General features: G+C 58.6%; 16 protein-coding genes. 7 read left to right on the top strand and 9 right to left on the bottom strand.

All coding sequences use genetic code 11. The annotated features are described in order from the left end of the window. The coding region (locus tag FJU08_RS18820) for a beta strand repeat-containing protein (RefSeq protein WP_141150591.1) at window positions 1–5506 on the bottom strand (5506 nt) is incomplete at its 3' end. A 782-nt stretch (window positions 5507–6288) separates the two neighbouring features. Between FJU08_RS18820 and FJU08_RS18815 the strand changes: the two genes are divergently transcribed. From FJU08_RS18815 to mnmA, 5 genes are all read left to right on the top strand, one after another. Then, the gene (locus FJU08_RS18815; protein WP_141150590.1) at window positions 6289–7338 is read left to right on the top strand and encodes a porin; all 1050 of its coding nucleotides are present in this window, start codon (window positions 6289–6291) and stop codon (window positions 7336–7338) included. Window positions 7339–7997: 659 nt separating this feature from the next. Then, window positions 7998–9167, top strand: a complete 1170-nt coding sequence (locus FJU08_RS18810; protein WP_141150589.1) for a phosphoserine transaminase — start codon at window positions 7998–8000, stop codon at window positions 9165–9167. Window positions 9168–9257: 90 nt separating this feature from the next. Beyond that, window positions 9258–10853, top strand: coding sequence for a phosphoglycerate dehydrogenase (gene serA, locus FJU08_RS18805; RefSeq protein WP_141150588.1), 1596 nt, complete (start codon window positions 9258–9260; stop codon window positions 10851–10853). A gap of 186 nt (window positions 10854–11039) precedes the next feature. Next, window positions 11040–11462 carry a hypothetical protein gene (locus tag FJU08_RS18800; RefSeq protein WP_141150587.1) on the top strand — a complete coding sequence of 141 codons (423 nt, stop codon included), beginning with the start codon at window positions 11040–11042 and terminating at the stop codon, window positions 11460–11462. A 161-nt stretch (window positions 11463–11623) separates the two neighbouring features. After that, on the top strand, window positions 11624–12817 hold the full coding sequence (gene mnmA / locus FJU08_RS18795) for a tRNA 2-thiouridine(34) synthase MnmA (RefSeq protein ID WP_141150586.1): 1194 nt from the start codon (window positions 11624–11626) through the stop codon (window positions 12815–12817). Between the two features lie 33 nt (window positions 12818–12850). Here the strand turns inward: mnmA and FJU08_RS18790 are convergent, their stop codons facing one another. The 7 genes from FJU08_RS18790 to rph form a co-directional block, all read right to left on the bottom strand. Then, window positions 12851–13198, bottom strand: a complete 348-nt coding sequence (locus tag FJU08_RS18790; protein WP_141150585.1) for a hypothetical protein — start codon at window positions 13196–13198, stop codon at window positions 12851–12853. Window positions 13199–13224: 26 nt separating this feature from the next. Beyond that, entirely contained in the window at window positions 13225–14262 is a 1038-nt protein-coding gene (locus tag FJU08_RS18785; RefSeq protein ID WP_141150584.1) for a glycosyltransferase family protein, read from the bottom strand. Window positions 14263–14267: 5 nt separating this feature from the next. Further along, complete coding sequence (locus FJU08_RS18780) at window positions 14268–15197, bottom strand: glycosyltransferase family 2 protein (protein WP_141150583.1); 930 nt, start codon at window positions 15195–15197, stop codon at window positions 14268–14270. 140 nt (window positions 15198–15337) lie between these two features. Continuing rightward, window positions 15338–16528, bottom strand: coding sequence for a radical SAM family heme chaperone HemW (gene hemW / locus FJU08_RS18775; RefSeq protein ID WP_141150582.1), 1191 nt, complete (start codon window positions 16526–16528; stop codon window positions 15338–15340). After that, a complete protein-coding gene (gene rdgB, locus FJU08_RS18770) occupies window positions 16525–17169 on the bottom strand; it encodes an RdgB/HAM1 family non-canonical purine NTP pyrophosphatase (RefSeq protein WP_141150581.1) in 645 nt (214 codons plus the stop codon). The genes hemW and rdgB overlap by 4 nt, the downstream gene beginning before the upstream one ends. 10 nt (window positions 17170–17179) lie before the next feature. Continuing rightward, entirely contained in the window at window positions 17180–17584 is a 405-nt protein-coding gene (locus tag FJU08_RS18765; protein ID WP_141150580.1) for a VOC family protein, read from the bottom strand. 14 nt (window positions 17585–17598) lie between these two features. Then, the gene (gene rph, locus FJU08_RS18760; protein WP_141150579.1) at window positions 17599–18318 is read right to left on the bottom strand and encodes a ribonuclease PH; all 720 of its coding nucleotides are present in this window, start codon (window positions 18316–18318) and stop codon (window positions 17599–17601) included. Between the two features lie 170 nt (window positions 18319–18488). Between rph and hrcA the strand changes: the two genes are divergently transcribed. Both hrcA and grpE read left to right on the top strand, forming a co-directional pair. Continuing rightward, window positions 18489–19577 carry a heat-inducible transcriptional repressor HrcA gene (gene hrcA / locus FJU08_RS18755; RefSeq protein WP_181409924.1) on the top strand — a complete coding sequence of 363 codons (1089 nt, stop codon included), beginning with the start codon at window positions 18489–18491 and terminating at the stop codon, window positions 19575–19577. Between the two features lie 97 nt (window positions 19578–19674). Beyond that, window positions 19675–20292, top strand: coding sequence for a nucleotide exchange factor GrpE (grpE, locus tag FJU08_RS18750; RefSeq protein ID WP_141150578.1), 618 nt, complete (start codon window positions 19675–19677; stop codon window positions 20290–20292). A gap of 98 nt (window positions 20293–20390) precedes the next feature. Here the strand turns inward: grpE and FJU08_RS18745 are convergent, their stop codons facing one another. Continuing rightward, entirely contained in the window at window positions 20391–21104 is a 714-nt protein-coding gene (locus FJU08_RS18745; RefSeq protein ID WP_141150577.1) for a hypothetical protein, read from the bottom strand. Window positions 21105–21553 lie beyond the last annotated feature (449 nt).

Raw genomic sequence — 21553 nt, 5'->3', positions numbered from 1 at the left:
TGCCGGCGAAATCGCCTTCGACCACCAGCGTGTCACCGGTACCGCCCTCCATGTCGACATCGAGGCCGGAGATCAGGCCGCCACTGCTGGAAGTCGCTGTGCTCCAGTTCTTCACCGTCGAGCGGCTGTTATAGGTGAAGGCGGTAAAGGCAGTATCAAGACCGAGCGTCTCGGCATCATAGGTGCTGCCGTAATCGGATGAGCCGATACCGACGAGATCACCGGAGAACACCGTCTGGATCACATTGCCTTCACCGCCGAGATTGACGATGCCGGAATTCAGTACCGTGTCCAGGCCGGCGATGACACCGGTGGTGAAGGTTCCCGCATTGACCATGAGGCTGCTGCCAACCGGTGCAGCGGCAGCGAGGCTGACGGCGCCATCGGCATTTTCCGAACTGGTCGAACTGTAGTCTTTCGATGAGCTTTCCGTACCAGCCTTGGAGGTCACGACATTGCCGGTGACGCTGCCCCCCGAACTGGTCTGGAGCAGGAAGCTTCCCTCTTCGTCGAAGGTGGCATGGATGGCGCCACCATTGTCGTCGGATACGGATGAGCCATAAATTGAACCCGTTGAACCGACGGTGACCGTCGTGGTTCCCTCCTGGGTCTGAGCCCAGATGCCCCATGAATGCTCAGAGGTGACCTTGATCGCACCATCGACGGTAATGTTGATGGCGGCGGTGTTGCTGGTGCTGTTTCTGTGCAGGGAGCCAGCATAGGTCTTGCCGTTCTTTTCGAAAATGCCACCCGAACCGGCAATCGTCTGGGCGATGATGCCAGCGGCATAGGCACCGGTCGTGTAGATCGACGCGCCGTCGTCAACTGTGACGTCCACCGTCCCAGATGTGCCAGCGCTGCTGCCGCCTGCATAGCTGTAGCTGCTGTCAGAATTGCTGATATAATTGGTATAGAGCCTGCCGGACGAAAGATCGGCTGCAAAACCGCCACCACCGGCAATGGACTGGGCGACGATGCCGGCGGCGCCATCGCCGCTGGTTGTGATGCTGGCTCCGTCGTCAAGCGTGACCGTCACATCGTCGCTTGAAGCGTATTGCTGTGAACTTTCAAAGTGAACGGCGGAAATACTCGTGCTGGAGGCCGAAAGCATGCCGCCGCCGCCGCCGATAGACTGGGCAACGATGCCGATGGCGCGGGTGCCAGTGGTCACAATCTTGCCCGTCGAGCCGACGGCAACAGAACCGCCATTCAGCGTATTGGCATAGGTTTGCGTCGAGCTTGAGCCGAGCGTGATCGAAATTACGTCTGCGACCGTATCATCATTTTCCGTCGCCGATGTGCCGAGCGCGGAAATGGCGAGGCCGCCGCCGGCACCGATAGACTGGGCGATGATAGCGCTGGAATTGTCGCCGGTGGTCTTGATCGTCTCGCCCTTGAGCAGGGTGACTTCGACTTTTCCGCCATAGCTTTCATTCGCAGCGGAGGCTGAAGAACCGAGGGCGAAGGTGAGCGATGATGGTGCATAGCCGCTCATGATCGCAATGCCGCCGCCGCCGCCGATCGACTGGGCAATCACGCCGATGGCGGAAAAGCCAGATGTGTAGACATTCGAGACATAGGCATAGACGGCGCCGCCGCTGCCACCGGTCTCAGACGACGTCGAGCCCAGTGTCAGATTGGCGCTGACGGTGCTGTCTTTGCTGATGACGGCGTCGAGTTCGAGCGACTGGTTTGAGGAAAGTGAAACCGAGCCGCCGCCCGCGCCGATCGATTGCGCGATGACGCCGCTCGACAGGGCGCCGTTTGTGGTGATGGTGCCATAGGAAAAATCGGTCTGGTCCTTTTCGGGGAGGCCGAAGAACACGGTTCCGCCGTTGCCGCCGCTTCCTCCGGATGCGGCGACAGTTCCCGAAAGCGAAGTGTCGATATCAAGAGAGGCCTTGATGGTGACGCCATAGCTTTCGATCTTCTTCAGTTCCTTCTCAATGCCGAAGGAATGGGAAACCGATGACGTGCCTGAGCCGCCAATGCCGCCGCCGCCGCCGATCGACTGGACGACGACACCGCTGGAAGCATCCCCCGACGTGGTGATCTTGCCGGCATTCCAGGCATAGGCCTTGCCGCCGTCGCCGCCGGCGCCGCCTGTGCCGCCAACACCGATATTGAGCGTCGTATCCGCATCGACATCGCCGTTGCCGGCCGCGCCGATCCCACCGCCACCGCCAATCGACTGGACGATCAGGGCTGCTGAATTATTGCCAGTGGTCTTAATCACGCCGCTGTCGGAGATGCCACCCTTGGCGGTGCCGCCCGAACTGCCCGTGCCGCCGGAGCCGCCGACCGAATAAGTCAGGGTGAAGGTAGAATCGCCGAACAGGCTGAGCGAGCTGCTTTCGCCAGTGCCGCCATTGCCGCCGCCGCCGCCGATAGACTGTACCAGTATGCCGGTGGCGAAGTCACCTGACGTGGTGACTGTGCCGAGATTATGGGCATAGGCAAAGCCGCCTTCGCCACCGCTGCCGCCCGTGCCGCCGATCGAATTTTCGATGTTGAGGGTCACGGATTTGTCTTCGGCTGCCTTTTCGAATTCGGCCCAGCCGCCGCTCAGCTTTTCCACGACGCTGGCCAGTGTGGCTGTGCCGGAAGCCGCCGTGGAATCACCACCATTGCCGCCGCCGCCGCCGATCGACTGCACCACCAGGCCTTCCGCGCCGTCACCTGTGGTCGTGATAGAGGCGCCTTCTTCAACCCAGGCTTTGGCCGTGCCGCCATAGCCGCCATTGCCAGCATTGCCGCCTTGCGATGTTGCGACCGAAAGCGCGAATGTGTTGCCTTCGGGGTCGATCGGAATGCCGACGGCAAGCGATTTGGCCACGGACGATCCGCCTTCGCCGCCGCCGCCGCCGATCGACTGGACCAGGACGCCGGTCGAATCCGTGCCGCTTGTCGCAATCTTCCCGCCGACATGGGCATAGGCATCGCCGCCATTGCCGCCATCACCGCCAGATCCACCGAGTGCGAAGGAAAAGGACCAGCCGACCGCGTAGGTGTGCGACTTTGCCGTGCCGCCGGAGCCGCCGCCGCCGCCGATCGACTGTACGATGATCGCCGTTGCATTGTCGCCCGATGTCGACACCGAGCCACCGCTGGTTTTCTCATAGGTCGCCGTGCCGCCATCGCCGCCGGACCCGCCGGATCCACCAACCGCAGCACTGATATGGGTGAAGATCGACCAGGCTGATGCCTTGCCGCCAGCGCCGCCACCGCCACCGATCGACTGGATGATCACGCCGGAGGCATAGTCGCCGGAGGTGGTGATCTCCGCGTTGTTATAGACGTAGGCATCGCCGCCATCGCCGCCCGAGCCGCCAGCGCCGCCAACGGCGATAAAAAAGCCGCTTTTATTGCGGCCGGTGCCGCCGCCGCCGCCAATCGACTGGGCGACAATGCCATGCGCTTCAGATCCATAAGTAGTGAGCGCGGCATAGTTCTTGACGATGACCGTTGCGCCGTCCGAGCCATTGCCGCCAGAGGAGCCGGAGCCGCCAATGCCGCCGATTGCACCCGATCCGGTATTGTCGCCGCCACCGCCGCCGATCGACTGGGCGAGAATGGCGATGCCACCACCAAGCGCGACATCATCGTCATTGGTCGTGTCGGTCTTAGACGTGGAATAGCCGCCATGGGTGGTGATCGCTCCCTTGTTGATCACCGTAACGTTGGCGCCATCGGCACTGCCGGCTGATCCTCCGACATTTTGATAGGTGGAGCTGGACGTGATCGCATTATAGCTGTCGGTCGACAGCGTCGATGTCGAGACCAGAAGGCCGCCGCCGCCGCCGATCGACATGGCGACGATACCATGGGAATCAACGCCGTAGGTTACAATCGCGCCGCCATTGTAGACATAGACGTCGCTGCTGGTATTTGACGCGATATTGCTGTCGCCCCAGGTGAAGCCGCTGTCACCGGACCAGGCGTAAACGCCACCGCCAGCACCGGCCGAAATGGCGACAATGCCGTTTGAATTGCTGCCCTCGGTGGTGATGGAGAAGTTGTTCTTGACGGTCACTGCACCGGCCGTACCCCCGGTGTTGCTGGAGGAGGCCTGAGAGGCGATGCGACCGAGGCCGCCCAGTGAGACTGCATCAATGCCGCTTGACGAGGCACCATAGGTCTTGATGCTGCCGCCACCGGTCAGCGTGACGGTCACGTTGCCGGATGCGCCGCCCTGCTGGCCGCCGTCATAGCCATTCTGGCTGGTGCCGCCATAGCTTGCAGCCAGAATGCCGTCTGAGTTGTCGCCAAGTGTTTTCAGCAGCGTCGCCGATGTACCATAGACGAGTACCGTCACATCGGCGCCGTCGCCGCCATCAAAATCAACGCCTGAGCCATTGGTGGTCGTCAATCCCCAGCCGCCGCCGCTGATCGCGGTAATCGCCGCGCCGCTGTCGCGATCTTCCGATTCCCAAGTCTTTGCGATCTTTCCCGATGCCGTGGTGGTGATCGAACCGGCAAAGGCCTCAGAAGAAGAGCCCAGGGTTACACTCACCGTGCCGGCCTGTCCGCCGATGCCGCCATTCATTGTCAAACCCGGCGCGCCGGTGCTTTTCAGCCCGTTTCCGCCGTACGAAGCAGCAAATATGCCACTGCCGGATACCGTCGAGGCAATCGTTTCGACATCGCCGGTAACCGTGATCGTCACCGTTTGGCCTGTGCCGCCCCTGCCGCTATTGGCGGAAGCGCCACCGCGGCTGATGGCAAGAATGGCGGTATTGGCTGCCGAGATCGAAGCGCTGTTGGTGACTGTTACCGTGCCAGCGTAACCGCCGTTCGCGTCATCATAGGGGCTGCCGCCGGCGCTGACGGCATAAATGCCGTTGCCGACAGTGTTGGTGATGTCACCGCTATTGGTGATCGTGATGTTGCCACCATCGCCGCCATTGTTCTTGTTATGCTTGCCGTAATAATCGGAGTTGCTGCCAACCGAAACCACCCGGATCGCGTCAGATTGCTTACGCTTGGCGTCGAAATAATTTGTCCCATAGGGCGGATCAAACGAGATCAGCGGCGAGACGGTTGCCGCTTCGGTAATATCGATCGTGGCGTCATTGGTGAGCGAAATATTCAGGCCTGGAATGCCGTTCTCAGGCGTCCAGTAATAACCGGTCTTGTAGTCATAGGGATTGGAATAGAAAGTCAGCGCACCGCCATAGACATATTGGGGCGTCGTGATCGTGCTGCCCGAGGGAATTGTGCAGCTGTAGACAGTTGTCGCCTGGGTCCCGTCAAATACATCTGCATGGGGGATCGAAGACGGATTACAGCTCGCCTGTGCATAGGCGCGCGAATAAAAGCCGCGACTGTAAAAAGGCAACGGCACACCGGCCAGCGTGCCGGCAAGGGCTGTTGTCTGGAATAAAATGGAGGAGGCAATCCAGCGGACACGCCGCTTCTTGTTCTTGTCTGTCTGTCCCGTCTTCGACAGCGCCTGGTTTTCTTGGCTGGAGGAAGAGCGCGAAGCCCTGATTTCATTACGCGACAATGCTGACATTCCCGTTCTGTGAATTGGGCAAATCTATGTGAGTCGCAGATTACGCGAAGTTGAATCAACATGTCAGACTTTTTTTGACCAATTTTGGCTGTAGTGGCTCGAATTGTTCAAGCGGGCCTATGCTGATTGTTAAGTGGTTTTCGGCCGCATCTATTTTGCCTTTCGTCCTTCGGGCAGTGCGTTGCAGCAGGCCTGGCCGGCTATCTACCGGTTAAGCAATGAAATCGGGCGTCCGTTGGTGTGAAAGGTCAGATATGCGCCCGATAACGGTCCTGGCTTCGGCGATAGTCTTTTCGCCATGAAGGCACATTTCTTCAAAATTGATCGATTGCCGCAGCCGTTCAATAAAAAATACGTAGTCTCGCCAGTTGCCCTTGCCGTCCTGTCCGCGCGAGATATCCCGCTGGCGCGCCTTGGGGCGGGGAGGGCGGCATTCAGTCTGGCGAATCCATCAATGTGATACAGCTATGCGTTCGTAAGTGCTAATAAAATCAATGATCGCAAAAAATTAAATACAACCAACTAAAGGATGTTATTTGTTACATTAATTTATTGATATTCAACGTGTTTTGTTGCTTTGATGCAACATACAGCTATTTTGTGATGCGTAAGCAAATAAATGCATTCATTGCAGTTGCGAACACATGTCAGCTTCAGCAAACATCACTTTGCGAATGGGGGTGAAACTCTCCTGTTCCCTTCTGACACCTGATGAGCCGAGGCTTCTCCCTTGGCAAAAAAATCTGCTCGTTTAGAGACTTTTGGAGATCATTATGAACGTAAAGAGCTTGTTGCTGGGTTCTGCTGCCGCTGTTGTGGCAGCGTCCGGCGCCTACGCTGCGGACCCGGTTGTGGTCGTGGAACCTGTCGCGACGAATAACGTTGAAGTGTGCGATGCCTTTGGTAAGGGCTACTTCTACATTCCTGGTACCGAGACCTGCCTCAATATTGGCGGTTATGTCCGCTTCCAGGTCGACTTCGTCACCAGCCCGTCGGATTCGGCAAGCTGGGACGTCTTCACCAAGGCTCACCTGGCTGTAAGCTCCAAGACGGACACCGAACTGGGTGTGCTGACCGGTGATATCGAACTCAACACCTATGCTTATGGCGATGGCACGAGTTCAAAGGTTTCGCTTGATCAGACCTATTTGGGTTTGGGCGGTTTCCAGGCTGGTTACTTTGCATCCTATTGGGATGAAGGTCTGATCGGTGAAATCGATCACCTGTCCGGCAACACCTACTTCAACTCCATGCGTTACGTCTTCCTTGGTGACGGCTATGTAGCTGGCCTGTCGCTCGACGCTCTTGACCCCGATATGGTTGACTACACCGGCAACAACGACATGGCCAAGCTTGGTGTTTCGGGCCGTGTTGGTTTCAAGGCTGGCGGCGTCGGCATGAAGTTGGACGGCGGTTACGACACCTATAACGAAGATGGCTCGCTCCGCCTGATGAGTGCATTCGCTCTCGGACCGGGCAGCCTGAACCTCGGTGCACAGTACAGCTCGGGCTACAATGCCTATGCTAACTCCTTCAGCTGGTTCTCGTCGTCTGATCGTCCCGATGGTCTCTACAGCGAATGGGCCGTGGCTGCCGGTTATGCTCTGAACGCTACCGACAAGCTGAAAATCACGCCGGCTGTTCAGTGGACCACTGCCAAGGCTGACACGATGTCGGACAAGAACTACTGGGAAGCTGGTGCTCTGTTCGATTACACGATCGTTGATGGTTTCCACGCGAAGCTTAACCTGCGTTACGCTGACCTGCCGAACCCCTATAACGACGCTTTCGGCGGCTGGTTCCGTCTGCAGCGCGACTTCTGATCAATTTTGTCGATCAACGGAAAGGCCCGGCGATGCCGGGCTTTTTTGTGCGCTCAAGCAGCTTGTTCTTGCGTTTCGACGCAGCCTCGAGCAGGGGGGGGCGAAGGTTGAGGCTGCCTTGTGTCATTGGTGTAAACATTGGAAACATCGGTGCAAGCGTCGGGAATATCCCGATAACAAGGCAACCGGTTGACGTGATCGCGCCGGCCGTGAACAGACATTCACTGGTCTTGAGAGGATGAGGCTTTATCGCCTGTCGGTTCGTGGCGCGTGAAGCCGGCATCCGTTCGTTCCATGCGATCATTGGAAGGCAGCAAGCTTTGCTAGCGTGCTGAAAAAAAACTGGGTATGACCGCTCCGATGGCGCTGAACAGGGCCATCAAGGCGGTTGCCTTTGCCGCCTATGTCGAACGGGTTCCGCCGGCCGATAGAGCGCCCTTTGTTCGTTGGGTTTTGAAATCTAAGCAGAATATTCATACGTTTCGTACCGTCAAAATTGGGGCAGTTCATCCTGGCCGTTCCAGAACCTCAATGACCCAAACTTACACGTCCGCCTTACCCTTGCTCTTTTTCTCTTGCGTATTCTCAGGGCCTGCCGTATACGCAGCAGCGGGACACCTCTCCCCAACGAGAGGCCTCTATCTGGAAGGGTAGCTCCAATGACTGATTTTGCGAAGCCGGACACGCGTCCGGTCAATCCCCGTTTTTCTTCTGGCCCGTGTGCAAAGCGTCCCGGTTGGACGCCTGAAGCGTTGAATGACGCGCCCGTCGGCCGTTCCCACCGTGCAAAAATCGGCAAGGCGAAGCTCAAGGAAGCAATCGACCTGACGCGCGAAGTTCTCGGTGTTCCCGCTGATTATCGCATCGGCATCGTTCCTGCATCTGACACTGGCGCTGTTGAAATGGCGCTCTGGTCGCTGCTCGGTGAACGCGGCGTTGATATGCTCGCCTGGGAATCGTTCGGTTCGGGCTGGGTCACGGATGTGATCAAGCAGCTGAAGCTCAAAGATGCCCGCAAGCTCGAGGCACCTTACGGCCAGCTTCCGGACCTGTCTGAGGTCAATTTCGACAATGATGTGGTCTTTACCTGGAATGGCACGACGTCGGGCGTGCGCGTTCCCAATGCCGATTTCATCCCCGATGACCGCAAGGGGCTGGCCATCTGCGATGCCACATCTGCCGTTTTCGCGCAGGATGTTGATTTCGCCAAGCTCGACGTTGTCACCTTTTCCTGGCAGAAGGTTCTTGGCGGTGAGGGTGGTCATGGTATCCTGATCCTGTCGCCGCGCGCCGTAGAGCGTCTTGAGAGCTACACCCCGGCCTGGCCGCTGCCGAAAATCTTCCGCATGACCAAGGGCGGGAAGCTGATCGAAGGTATCTTCGAAGGCGCGACGATCAATACGCCGTCAATGCTCTGCGTCGAGGATTATCTCGATGCCCTGAAATGGGCCAAGACCATTGGCGGACTGAAGGGGCTGATGGCCCGCGCAGACGCCAATGCCAAGGTGATCTTCGACTTCGTTGACACGCATGACTGGATCGAGAACCTCGCCGAAGTGGCCGAGACCCGTTCCAACACCTCTGTCTGCCTGAAGATCGTTGATCCTGCCGTTCAGGCGCTTGATGCCGATGCCCAGGCAGCCTTTGCCAAGGGGATCGTTTCGGCGCTCGAAAAGGAAGGCGTTGCCTTTGATATCGGCGCTTATCGCGATGCACCGTCCGGCCTGCGTATCTGGGCCGGCTCCACGGTCGAAACCGCGGATATGGAAGCCCTGATGGGCTGGCTCGAATGGGCTTTTGCAGCTCAGAAGGCCAAGCTGACAGCTTGAAGCGTCAGCGATGATTTGAAGAGGCGCGCGCCACATCGATGGCGCCGCCCGACATTCCGATCAAAACCGATTTTCTCAAGGAGGCCTATCATGGCACCTCGCGTACTCGTTTCGGACGCGCTCTCGGAAGCAGCCGTCCAGATTTTCCGTGATCGCGGCGTAGACGTCGATTTCCAGCCCAAGCTCGGCAAGGACAAGGAAAAGCTGCTCGAAATCATCGGCCAGTATGATGGTCTGGCGATCCGCTCGGCCACCAAGGCCACCGAAAAGCTGATCGAAGCCGCTACCAATCTCAAGGTGATCGGCCGTGCCGGTATCGGCGTCGACAATGTTGATATTCCGGCCGCCTCGCGTCGTGGTATCATCGTCATGAACACGCCCTTCGGCAACTCGATCACCACGGCGGAACATGCGATCTCGCTGATGCTGGCCGTTGCCCGCCAAATCCCCGCCGCCGACGCCTCCACCCAGGCCGGCAAATGGGAAAAATCGAAATTCATGGGTGTTGAAATCACCGGCAAGACGCTTGGTGTCATCGGTGCCGGCAATATCGGCTCGATCGTCTGCAACCGTGCTATCGGTCTGAAGATGAATGTCATCGCCTATGACCCCTTCCTGTCGCAGGAACGGGCTGAGGCCATCGGCGTCACCAAGGTCGAGTTCGATGAGCTGCTGGCCAAGGCCGATTTCATCACGCTGCATGTGCCGATGACGGAAAAGACCCGCGGCATCCTCGGTGCCGAGGCGCTTGCCAAGACCAAGCCGGGCGTTCGCATCATCAACTGCGCGCGCGGTGGTCTCGTCGATGAGGCTGCTCTTGCCGAAGCCATCAAGTCCGGCCATGTCGCAGGCGCAGGCTTCGACGTGTTCGAAACCGAGCCGGCAACGGAAAGCCCGCTTTTCGGCCTGCCAAACGTCGTCTGCACGCCGCATCTGGGCGCGTCGACCACCGAAGCTCAGGAAAATGTCGCACTTCAGGTGGCCGAGCAGATGTCGGATTACCTGTTGAAGGGCGCTGTTACCAACGCCATCAACATGCCGTCGATTTCGGCTGAAGAAGCCCCGCGGCTGAAGCCGGTCATCAAGCTGGCCGAAGTGCTGGGTGCCTTTGCCGGTCAGGTTACCGAAAACCCGATCAAGCAGGTCGAGGTTCTCTATGATGGTAATGTTGCGCAGCTGAACACAACGGCACTGACCAGCGCTCTGGTTGCTGGCCTGCTGCGTCCCATGGTCGCCGATGTTAACATGGTTTCGGCTCCGATCATGCTCAAGGATAAGGGCATTATCCTGCAGGAGACCAAGCGCGACAAGTCGGGCGTCTATGATGGCTATATCAAGCTGACGGTCACCACCGAAAAGCAGACCCGTTCGGTCGCCGGCACGGTGTTCTCGGATGGCAAGCCGCGCTTCATCCAGATCAAGGGCATCAATATTGATGCCGATGTTGGCCCGCACATGGTCTACATCTCCAACACCGATGTTCCCGGCATGATTGGCTTCATGGGCACGACGCTCGGTGAAGCTGGCGTCAACATCGCCAACTTCCAGCTCGGCCGCGATGCACAGGGTGGCGATGCCATCGCACTCCTCTATGTCGATGAACAGCCGACGCAGGCGGTGCTCGACAAGCTTCTGTCCAACCCGGCCATCAAGCAGGCAAAGCCGCTCGAATTCCCGGTTGAATAAGATTTTACGATCTTGAGTGTGACTGGCCCGGTTTCCGGAAACGGAACCGGGCCTTTTTTGCTCTGCGGGGCTCTCAAGCGTGGTGCAGCAATTGCTGTTTCTTGGTATGAGGCTGGCTATCGGTCGCGCTGCGTCTTATGGTTGGATGGTACTTGTCGTTTGATCGTGTGAACGGAGAGCGTGCCCATGCGCTTCGTTGCGGCATTCGTGGGGGCGGCTTTTGGCTCCCTTTTTTCGCTCGTTCCTGTTCAGGCGGCGGGTCCATGGGATTTGCCGTCGGGCCGGCAGGCGAGCATCGCCAGGGGGGACGTCGAGCTCAGCTTCCATGAGCTGTGGGGGCCGATGCTGATCCTCGAATTCTATGTGCCTGGCCTTCCAGAGGACGCCGGATATGGGGATAATGTGCTGTTTTGGGACGCCAGGAGCCTGTGCGAGCGGGTTGCCATTCCCCTGGCGCGGGAATTGCCGGATGATATCGCAGGCGCACTGGTTTTAATGAAACCATTCGATTTGCAGCGTGGCACCTATTCTGGCGCGGAATATAGCGATCGTCTGATTGCCTATGAGATGCCATTTGAGGGGAGCCGCTGCCTTAATCCGCGCCAATAGCGTTTTGTGCCTTTAGGCGCGAAAAGTTCATTTTTCTTGCCTCTTGCCATTCCGCTTTCTATATCTGCAGCCGAAACGGGGCCTTTCGGGGCCTGAAAGAAACGAATGCCGGGTGATACCGGCACTATCCACATCCAACCTTGAACTGGACTGGCGGATCAATGAACACTTTGGATATCGACAAGAGGCCCGAGGATACAAGGGTCGTGGTCGCCATGTCGGGCGGCGTGGACAGTTCCGTTGTCGCGGGGCTTCTGAAGCGTGAGGGCTATGATGTCCTCGGCATTACCTTGCAGCTTTATGATCACGGCGCGGCGGTACATCGCGCTGGCTCCTGCTGTGCAGGGCAGGATATTGACGACGCACGCCGCGTGTCGGAGCTTCTGGGCATTCCCCATTATGTGCTGGATTATGAGGCGCGCTTCCGCGAAACGGTCATCAATCCTTTCGCTGAAAGCTACATTGCCGGTGAGACACCGATACCCTGCGTTGCCTGCAATCAGACGGTCAAATTCGCTGACCTGCTGCAGACGGCGCGCGAGCTTGGCGCTGACGCACTGGCGACCGGGCATTACATCCGTTCGCGGCTCAACCCTTCAGCCGACAATCCCTATCGCCGCGCGCTTTACCGTCCCGTCGATGCCGATCGTGACCAGAGCTACTTTCTCTTTGCCACCACGCAGGAGCAGATTGATTTCCTGCGCTTCCCGCTGGGAGGTTTGCCGAAGGCTGAAACCCGGCGTCTGGCGGAAGATATGGGGCTTGTGGTTGCCGCAAAGCCGGACAGCCAGGACATCTGTTTTGTGCCACAGGGCAAATATTCCGACGTAATTGCCAAGATCAAGCCGAATGCTGCGCTTGCCGGTGACATTGTTCATCTGGATGGCCGTGTGCTCGGCCAGCATGATGGCATCGTTCGCTATACGATCGGCCAGCGCAAGGGGCTTGGTGTCGCGACCGGGGAGCCGCTTTATGTGGTGCATCTCGATGCACGGGGGCGCCGCGTGATCGTCGGCCCGCGTGAGGCGCTGGAGACACGGCGTATCTATCTGCGTGACGTTAACTGGCTTGGCGATCTGCCGCTTGATGATGAGGCGAAGACCGGATTTTCCTGCTTTGCAAAAGTGCGCTCCACCCGGCCGCCGCTGCCGGTGGTGCTGCATGCGGATGCGACCGGGATCTATGTAGATCTTGTCGAAGGCGAGGCGGGTATCGCCAACGGGCAGGCTTGCGTTCTCTATGATGCGCCCGGCAATGATGCCCGTGTTTTCGGCGGTGGTTTCATCGATCACTCGGAACGGTCTGAAGATGCCGAAACCGCGCTCCGCTTGCTGCTAGACGGTCTGGCGGCCTGATTAACGCGGCCGAGCCAGGCCGCGTCGCTATTGTCAGGCTCTGATGGTCGCATCTGCCGATTTGAACAGTTTCAACGATTCCACATAGGCGATGTGGCAGAGCTGTGAGACATAGTTGATGATGTCTTCGGCCCAGCCATAGCCGAAATGGGCGAAAAGCCAGATGGCCAATGCTGCCAGAATGACAGGATAGATCAGCCCGCGCAGCACCAGAAGCGCGATGCCAACGATCACGAAGGCCAGTAATCCGTAAAAGATCGAGGGGCCGAGAGCCACACCGTCTAAATGGGCGAGATAGCCCATATAGACGGCGAAAATGACCGAAAGGGCACCGAGTAGGCGGTCACGGATGATACGGTGCGTGTGCGAAAAATCTGCCATAATGGTTCTCCTCCCCAAAGAACGGTTCAAACCGGACTGGTGTTCCATGCATAGCCAGAGGTGTCATTGCCGAATGTTGCATCGAGAATATATTCAGCAACCTTCGTTGAACTCGTGCGCTCCAGCGCGATGCGATAGCCCTTCTCGCCGATGAGGCGGCGCTTCACATCATCGTGGCGCAGCTCTTCCATCAGCGCGACCAGGTGGTCGCGATCCTTATACTCCATGACGCCATCTTCATAGAGATCGCTATGGCGGCTCGCGGCGAAGGTCAGCGTGGTGATACCCTGCCCGAGAAGCTGCCCCAGACGGTCAGAACTGTAGAGATAGGGTGTCTTGGCGGGGTCGGTATCGTCAAGCGGCAGATTGGGCGAGACGGCGCCTTCGGCAAGTGCGTCAAGGAAGGGGGTGCTCGTCAGCCGTTCGGAGTTGAACGAGCGTCCACCGGCATTGAAGCGGTAGTCCTTGCTCAGATGGGCGATGATATGGTCGAGCTGCTCTTCGCGCTTTTCAATGCCGGTGCCAAGAAACTGACCGTCGAATTTCAGATCCTCGCGGGGAATGTCAAAGACGCGCGCTGTTTCGATGCCTGAATCGGCCGGGTTGGGCATGAAGAACGTTCGGCCTTTTGGCAGGCCAAGCTCTGCCAGTGCTTTCCTGTCGGCCGTGGTGATGAAGGCGGCATCCATATGCGCTGCCCTCTCGGCAAAATCGCCCATGGTTTTGGGCCGGAAAATCGGATCCAGGTTGAAAGCCGCCATCCGCACGCCTGCAAGCCTGTCGCGCAGCCGCTGATAGGTGGCGCCGTCGATCAGGTCACAATGGCCAAAGACGATCAGATGCGGCCGGTAGTGCCCAGCTGCTTCGACCAGCTTGTCGCGCATTTTCGTTTTGCCGAGCTTTTGTGTGTTGAAAGGAGTGGCCTCACGGGCGTGGTCGCGGTCGGAAAAGCACAGGGCATTATGGCCGGCCCGGATAAAGCCGTTGGCGAGCTTGCTGTCGACGCTGTAATAATTCCTGAAGAGGTGTTTGCGGTCGAAATAACCGACAATAAGAACGCGCAAGGCCTTCAGATCAAGGCGCCGGCCGGTCGACGGATGTTGCTGAGCTTGCGAAATTTCTCTTCCTCCCTTTCAAACCAGGCGGGCGATGGCGAACGCCCCGTCATTCGTGTGAGGGTATATGTCAGAAATTCGGGCGAAAGAAAGGGGAGAATTCCTTTTGTTTCCCGCCTCCGCTTCCATGACGAAGATACCATTTGCCGAAGGATCTGCTTGCGTGTTTCCTCGCTCAGCTCCTTGTGCTTGAGAAATGGCGCCAGGGCCAGGAAACGGTCATGCTGCTGTTGAAGCGTATTGCGCGACAGGTTGTCGCTTCCCGCCGGGCGCAGGTAATAGACATAGTCATCGATATAAGCCATGCACCTGGCATGGCAGGAAAGGCGAAGTGGCAGGGACTGGTCCTGAATAAAGATCGTCTCATCGGCGCCGCCCGCAGCTATCCACAGTGCTTTTTCGGCAAGAAAGCCCATTCGCACCAGTTTCTTTCGCACAGCAAAGGCAAAAGGGTCGGCAATCAGCTCCACCTTGGTCCCGGCGGAAAGGGGCGGATATTCCGTTGTCCGTTTCGAGCGGCCGTAGACCAGGTCAGCATGGTGCATTTCGGCCGCCGACAGCATCAGCATTATGGCGTTGTCGGGGAAGAGATCATCAGCGTCCGCAGCCAGAAGGTAGCGCCCCCCGGCAAGGCCTGCAGCGGTGTTGAAAGCAATGGCGGGACCTCTGTTTTCGGGCAGACGGTGCAGCTTTATCCGTTTGTCTTCGCTGGCAAGGGATTGTGCCAGCGCATAGGATCCGTCGACAGAGGCATCATCAACCAGAACAAATTCAACCGCATCTCCCAGTGATGAGGAATGGCTCTGCCAGTTCTCGACTGTTTCCGCCAGAACGTCTGCCTTGTTATGCACGGCGGAGATGATGCTGAGAGTGGGACCGCTCATAACTGGCTCTGCCTCTGATTGCCTTAAACGCGAAATGCCTGGCTCATCTGACGATAAGTAAAGCGTAATAACACTAGAACGAATATCTGTTTATTCGCCTGCTATCCAGTACCTTCTTCGAAAAGTACAATCTCAGAATGTTAGCGGCTGAGTTCCTCGACCAGCCTGTTGAGAACCAGCATGCCCTGGCCGGTTGCTCTGATCCGCCGGTTGCCGATACGCTGGATGAGCCCGAGATCGGTGAGAAAGGCCTCGCGGTCCGGATCAATGCCATGCCCGGCGATATCGGCCCAGCGGGCGATATCAAGGCCTTCGGTCACGCGCAGACCCATCAGAAGCATCTCGTCGGCCTGTTCTTCGGCTGTCAGAAGGCTTTCTTCGATGATGCCATTGCCGCGCTGTTCGACCGCTTCGAGCCAGGTTTCGGGATGGCGCTCGGTGGCGGTGGCGCGCTTTTCGCCGCCCTTGCCAAGCCGGCCGTGGGCGCCAGGGCCGATACCGGCATAATCGCCATAGCGCCAATAGGTGAGGTTGTGGCGGCTTTCGGCTCCGGGAATGGCATGATTGGAAACCTCATAGGCCGGCAGGCCATGTTCGCTCGTCACCGCCTGCGTGATCTCATAGAGGTCGGCGGCATGGTCCTCGTCTGGAATGATGATCTTGCCGGCGCGGTGGAGGCCGAAAAAGGCGGTACCTTCCTCGATTGTCAGCTGGTAGAGCGACAGGTGGTCGGCTGAAAGGCCGATAGCCTGACGAAGTTCGTCCGCCCAGTCGTCCGGGCGTTGATCCGGTCGGGCATAGATGAGGTCAAAGGACATGCGCGGGAATATTTCACGCGCAAGGCTGATGGCCCCAAGCGCCTGATCGAGGTTGTGAAGCCGGCCGAGAAAGCGCAGATCCTTGTCATTCAGCGCCTGGACACCAAGCGAAACCCGGTTGACGCCGGCTGCCCGGTAGCCGCGAAAGCGATCGGCTTCAACGCTTGACGGGTTCGCCTCAAGGGTCACTTCGATTCCATCGGGTACATGCCAGGCATTGGCTACGGCATCAAGGATGGTTGCAAGCGTCGTTGGTTCCATCAGTGATGGTGTTCCGCCGCCGAAGAATATGCTGGTCACCGTGCGCGGGCCGGACAGGGCCCGCATATGGGCAATCTCGGCAGCGAAGGCATTTGCAAAGCGCGCTTGATCGATCGCCTGATGGCGGACATGACTGTTGAAATCGCAATAGGGACACTTCGCGGCACAAAAGGGCCAGTGCAGATAGATGCCGAAGCCGGGTTCGCCGTCATCGCCATTGACGCGGCCGCGATGATCCTGATGCGTTTTCAGTGTGACAACCCCGTTTCAACGAAGAGCTTGAAGGCGCGGGCGCGATGCGACAGCGCACCACCATCGGCCGGGCCACCGCGGGCCTTTTCGTCCGCTTCCATTTCACCGAATGTGCGGTCATGGCCAGCGGGTTGAAACAGCGGGTCATAGCCATGGCCCTTATCGCCGCGCGGCGGCCAGACGATGGTGCCTTCGACCTCGCCGCGGAAGGTTTCCGTATGGCCATCCGGCCAGGCAAGGCAGAGTACGCAGACAAAGCGCGCTGTACGGCGCTCGGCGGTTGTTGCGCCGACGGCAACAAGCGCGTCATGGACCTTGCGCATTGCCATCGGCATATCACGGCTGCCATCGGCGGTCTCCGCCCAGTCGGCTGTGTAGACGCCGGGATCGCCGCCAAGCGCGTCGACGCAAAGCCCGGAATCGTCAGCAAGTGCCGGCTTGCCCGAGGCTTTTGCCGAGGCGAGCGCCTTGATGGCGGCATTCTCCTCGAAGGTCGTCCCGGTTTCGTCCGGCACGGCAAAGCCGAGCGCGGCTGCCGATGAAGCGGCAAAGCCGAGTGGTGCGATCAACGCAGCGATTTCGGCAATCTTGCCGCGGTTGTGGCTGGCGACAACAATGGTTTTTTCTTCAAGTGTGCGCATTTTTTTCCTGTCACAGATTCCACAAGCGTTTTTCGGCGCATTCCAGGCTATTGCCAGCTGGATCACGGAAGTAGACCGATCTTGCCCCGTTCGGCCATCTGAAATCAGCCTCCACGGGAATGTCATGGTCAGCCAGTTTTTCCAGCAGGGCAGCAAAATCATTGCCTTCCAGATGGAAGCAAAGATGGCCCTGACCTTTGGCCCCGTGGGCTGGTACGGGCAGGGCGCCGTCAGGAGCGGGGAGAACCGTTTCTTCCGGGTTGAAAAGCAGCAGAACGCCGGGACCCACCCTGAAAAAGATGTGTCGGTTTTCCTGCCGCGCGATCTTGGTCAGCCCGAGAATGCCGCCGTAAAAGGCTTCGGCGGCATCAAGGTCATCGACGTAAAGCGCGGATTCAAGAATTCCGGCAATCATGGTTGTTGTCCGTTTCAGCCGGCAATCGCGGCCTTCTGCATGGAAACGAGGTCGGCAATGCCGTTTCTGGCAAGATCAAGCAGCGTCAGAAGTTCTTCCTGGCTGAAGGGCTTGCCCTCGGCAGTCCCCTGAACTTCAACAATGCCGCCGGTGCCGGTCATGACGAAATTGGCGTCGGTTTCGGCAGACGAATCTTCCAGGTAATCGAGGTCTATCACCGGCTGTCCGGCAAAAATGCCGCAGGAGATGGCAGCGACATGATCCTTCAGGACGCGTTCGGTCTTGATCATGTTGCGGGCTTCCATCCATTTCAGGCAATCGTAAAGTGCGATCCAGGCTCCGGTGATCGAGGCGGTGCGGGTGCCGCCATCGGCCTGGAGCACGTCGCAGTCGAGGCTGATCTGGCGCTCGCCCAGAGCTTCGAGATCGACGACGGCGCGCAGCGAACGCCCGATCAGGCGCTGGATTTCAAGCGTGCGGCCACCCTGCTTGCCAGCCGAGGCCTCGCGGCGCATACGGTCGCCGGTGGCGCGCGGCAGCATGCCATATTCGGCCGTAACCCAGCCCTTGCCGCCATTGCGCAGCCACGGCGGAACGCGATCTTCCAGCGTTGCGGTGCACAGAACATGGGTATCGCCGAATTTCACCAGGCACGAGCCCTCGGCATGTTTGGAATAGCCGCGCTCGAATGTGACATTGCGCATCTGATTGAGTTGTCTGCCTGATGGCCGCATGGTTGTTCCTTCCCTTTTGACGTATCCGGGGTTCTACGGAAGCCAAGGATCATTTGCAAAGAAAAACATCGGTGGCCTCAGGCGGACTTGTGCGATTGCTAAGCACGCCACGCTTACTATATTGAATATATCAACCGCTGTTAAACCGTTGGGCTGAACGCAAGGCCAGAATGAAGAAAGATCACGACGCATTTTCCGAACCGCCAGGCCTGATGCTGGACGACCGATCGCGGGATGTGTTCCGCACCATCGTCGAAGCTTATCTGGAGAGTGGCGAGCCGCTTGGATCACGCAATCTGTCCAGGCTGTTGCCCATGTCCTTGTCACCCGCTTCGGTGCGCAATGTGATGAGTGATCTGGAAGAGCTGGGGCTGATTTATTCCCCCCATGTCAGCGCTGGCCGGTTGCCGACGGAAACGGGCCTGCGCTTTTTCGTGGATGCCTTCATGCAGATTGGCGATCTGGCCGAGAAAGAACGCGCCGAAATTGACCGTCATATGCATGGCGCCGGGGCCGGGCGGCCTGTTGATGCCTTTCTCAATGATGCAAGCCAGATGCTTTCCGGGCTGTCGCGCGGGGCTGGACTGGTCGTGACGTCGAAGAGCGACGCGGTTCTGAAACATGTCGAATTCATCCGGCTTGAGCCGACCAAGGCGCTTGCCGTGCTGGTGGGCGAGCATAATGAGGTCGAAAACCGGATTGTTGAATTGCCTGCGGGAACGACGTCGTCGCAATTGACAGCGGCGGCCAATTTCCTCAACGCGCATCTGAACGGACAGACCCTGCCGGAGCTGCGAAGCGTACTGACAAGGCTGAAGGATGAGGTTCGCAACGAGCTGGATCAGCTGTCGCAGGATCTTGTTGCCCGTGGCCTCGCCGTGTGGTCGGGCGGTGGCGAGGAAGGCAAACCGGCGCGGTTGATCGTGCGCGGCCGTGCCAATCTCTTGCAGGGCGTTGCCGATATCGGCGACATTGACCGGCTGCGTATGCTGTTTGATGATCTGGAACGCAAGGACAGCCTGATCGAACTGATCAGCCTGGCGGAGTCGGGCTCGGGCGTCAGAATTTTCATCGGGTCGGAGAACAAGCTTTTCTCGCTCTCCGGCTCTTCGCTGATTGTCGCGCCCTATCGCGATGCGGATAATCATGTGATTGGCGCCGTGGGCGTGATCGGCCCGACACGGCTGAACTATGCCCGCATCGTTCCCGTGGTGGATTACACCGCAAATATGCTTTCCCGCCTCGCGCGTTCGTCCTGAACATGGCTGTCACACAATCTGAGGCCTTGATTTTTCGGGGACGAACCTCGATATCGGGGCACGACAACATCAAGAACACTTACCTGCGGAGACCGTCATGACCGACGAGACCAAGAAGAACGGAACTGACGCGAGCGAGAACGAAACCGTGATCGACCTGGACGCTGCGCGCGCTGCAGAAGACGAGGCGCAGGCCGGCGCCGAACAGGTTGCGGCTGAACCCGATCCGATCGCTCTGCTGCGTGAAGAAAACGAGAAGCTTCGCGACCAGATGCTCCGGCTGGCAGCCGAGATGGAAAATCTTCGTCGCCGTACCGCGCGCGACGTCAAGGATGCCAAGTCCTATGCCGTCAGCGCCTTTGCCCGCGATATGCTCGGCGTGTCGGACAATCTGCGTCGCGCGCTGGATGCCATGCCGGAAGAGCAGCGCACCGGCGATGTTGCAGGCTTTGCCGAAGGCGTGGAGATGACCGAGCGATCAATGCTGGCCGCCATGGAGCGCCACGGTGTCAAGCAGATTGCGGCGGAAGGGGAGAAATTCGATCCGAATTTCCATCAGGCCATGTTCGAGGTTCCCAATCCCGATATTCCGGCCAATACGGTCATTCAGGTGGTTCAGGCCGGCTATGTGATTGGCGATCGCGTATTGCGTCCCGCCATGGTGGGCGTGTCCAAGGGCGGGCCGCGTGCCGAGGGACCGGCTTCTGCCGAATAAGTGCCTTAAGGCGTTCAGTTCCAATGTCTGCAGTATGAGGCCGCCGCCTTCGGGCTGGCGGCCTTTTCCTTGCCGGATCGGAACACGCTGGAAATGGTTCAAAGCCGCGTTATCTGGACCGGTGGCTCGAATGAAATGTGGTGGCGACCCCGTGATTTCATTGGCTGCTTCAAAGCCGGCTTCAGAGGGTGGTGGTTCTGATTGGATTGGATGATGGCCATATGTGCGGCGGGCATTGGCTTGACCTTGTTTTGCGTGCAGATGCCGATCTTGCTCCAGATCTCTTTCATCAGCTTTACAAAGCTTTTTGGCTTGGCCTGTCTGGTCTTTCCGCGGTCTTGCATCCGGGCAACCGTCGGGCTGCTGTTGTTTGGGCGCTTGTCGGCATTCTTGCCCTTGATATAGCGACGGGCCGGCGGGGGCGGGGCCGGATAGTTCGGCTGTGGCGGAATATCATCGGGAGTGGGCGCCTCAAAGTTCGGCTCTGACGGAATGATTGAGATGTTGGACATACGTGCGGAACTGGAGGCGGCAGACTGAGACCGCTCCGTCAGTCTTGCGTTAGCGGACGAGACGGAGGGCGACTGCATTCTTGTGGTGGTTCCGTGAATTGGGTCTGATGCTGCCCGCTGCTTGCGCGTTTCGAATTCGCGCGCGGAGAGTTTTGGTTTTGGCGCCGGAGACGGCTTCCCCGTCTGTTGCCCGGAGAGGGCATTTTCCAGTGGCGGCGGAGGAAGCCGGGCCAGAAGAAAGGAAAGGGCGTCGCCGCGCTCCTTTTTTTCCGCCGTCGCCGCAGAAATGTTTTCGCTCATCTGCTGAGATTGTGCCGACGGATTGCGACGGGCCGTTATTGGCGGGGCAGCCGTTGCGGTTGCATCCTCGAATCTGCGTTGTGCTGCAACGGGCGTTGATGACTGGGATGTTCGGGGCATATTTCTCGTCCTTGTCTGAGGAAGATCGGAACCGGTCGGCACTGAAATTTTGATTGCCGATCCGCGTGTCGGGGCCGGATCGCAACATTTCTAGCGTCGCCGGCTCGATCTATGCCGGTTGGATGCCGCGGTTTGTTTCGGGCGATCGGTTGTGCTGCGGGCGGGAAGGGCTGTTTGCTGCCCTTCCACCGGCAAAGACCGGAATTTTCCAATCCGGGTTCGGGCGACCTTTAAAAACGCTGCCCGAACTTTCGTCAGTGCCAGAAGGGCGCGCGGGCAGAGCATTGCCGCCATTGTGCCGTGCTTGATTGAGCTTTTCAGAGCGGGTG

Source organism: Martelella alba (genome assembly GCF_006516955.1).
Classification (GTDB): domain Bacteria; phylum Pseudomonadota; class Alphaproteobacteria; order Rhizobiales; family Rhizobiaceae; genus Martelella; species Martelella alba.
Note: the sequence above shows the minus strand (reverse complement) of the source record. Positions and strands in the feature narration are given on the sequence as shown.

Excerpts from the sequence above, each read along its gene's own strand:
- FJU08_RS18815 (WP_141150590.1), top strand. The coding sequence starts at position 6,289 with ATGAACGTAAAGAGCTTGTTGCTGGGTTCTGCTGCCGCTGTTGTGGCA.
- FJU08_RS18810 (WP_141150589.1), top strand. The coding sequence starts at position 7,998 with ATGACTGATTTTGCGAAGCCGGACACGCGTCCGGTCAATCCCCGTTTT.
- serA (WP_141150588.1), top strand. The coding sequence starts at position 9,258 with ATGGCACCTCGCGTACTCGTTTCGGACGCGCTCTCGGAAGCAGCCGTC.
- FJU08_RS18800 (WP_141150587.1), top strand. The coding sequence starts at position 11,040 with ATGCGCTTCGTTGCGGCATTCGTGGGGGCGGCTTTTGGCTCCCTTTTT.
- mnmA (WP_141150586.1), top strand. The coding sequence starts at position 11,624 with ATGAACACTTTGGATATCGACAAGAGGCCCGAGGATACAAGGGTCGTG.
- FJU08_RS18790 (WP_141150585.1), bottom strand. The coding sequence starts at position 13,198 with ATGGCAGATTTTTCGCACACGCACCGTATCATCCGTGACCGCCTACTC.
- FJU08_RS18780 (WP_141150583.1), bottom strand. The coding sequence starts at position 15,197 with ATGAGCGGTCCCACTCTCAGCATCATCTCCGCCGTGCATAACAAGGCA.
- rdgB (WP_141150581.1), bottom strand. The coding sequence starts at position 17,169 with ATGCGCACACTTGAAGAAAAAACCATTGTTGTCGCCAGCCACAACCGC.
- FJU08_RS18765 (WP_141150580.1), bottom strand. The coding sequence starts at position 17,584 with ATGATTGCCGGAATTCTTGAATCCGCGCTTTACGTCGATGACCTTGAT.
- rph (WP_141150579.1), bottom strand. The coding sequence starts at position 18,318 with ATGCGGCCATCAGGCAGACAACTCAATCAGATGCGCAATGTCACATTC.
- hrcA (WP_181409924.1), top strand. The coding sequence starts at position 18,489 with ATGAAGAAAGATCACGACGCATTTTCCGAACCGCCAGGCCTGATGCTG.
- grpE (WP_141150578.1), top strand. The coding sequence starts at position 19,675 with ATGACCGACGAGACCAAGAAGAACGGAACTGACGCGAGCGAGAACGAA.
- FJU08_RS18745 (WP_141150577.1), bottom strand. The coding sequence starts at position 21,104 with ATGAGCGAAAACATTTCTGCGGCGACGGCGGAAAAAAAGGAGCGCGGC.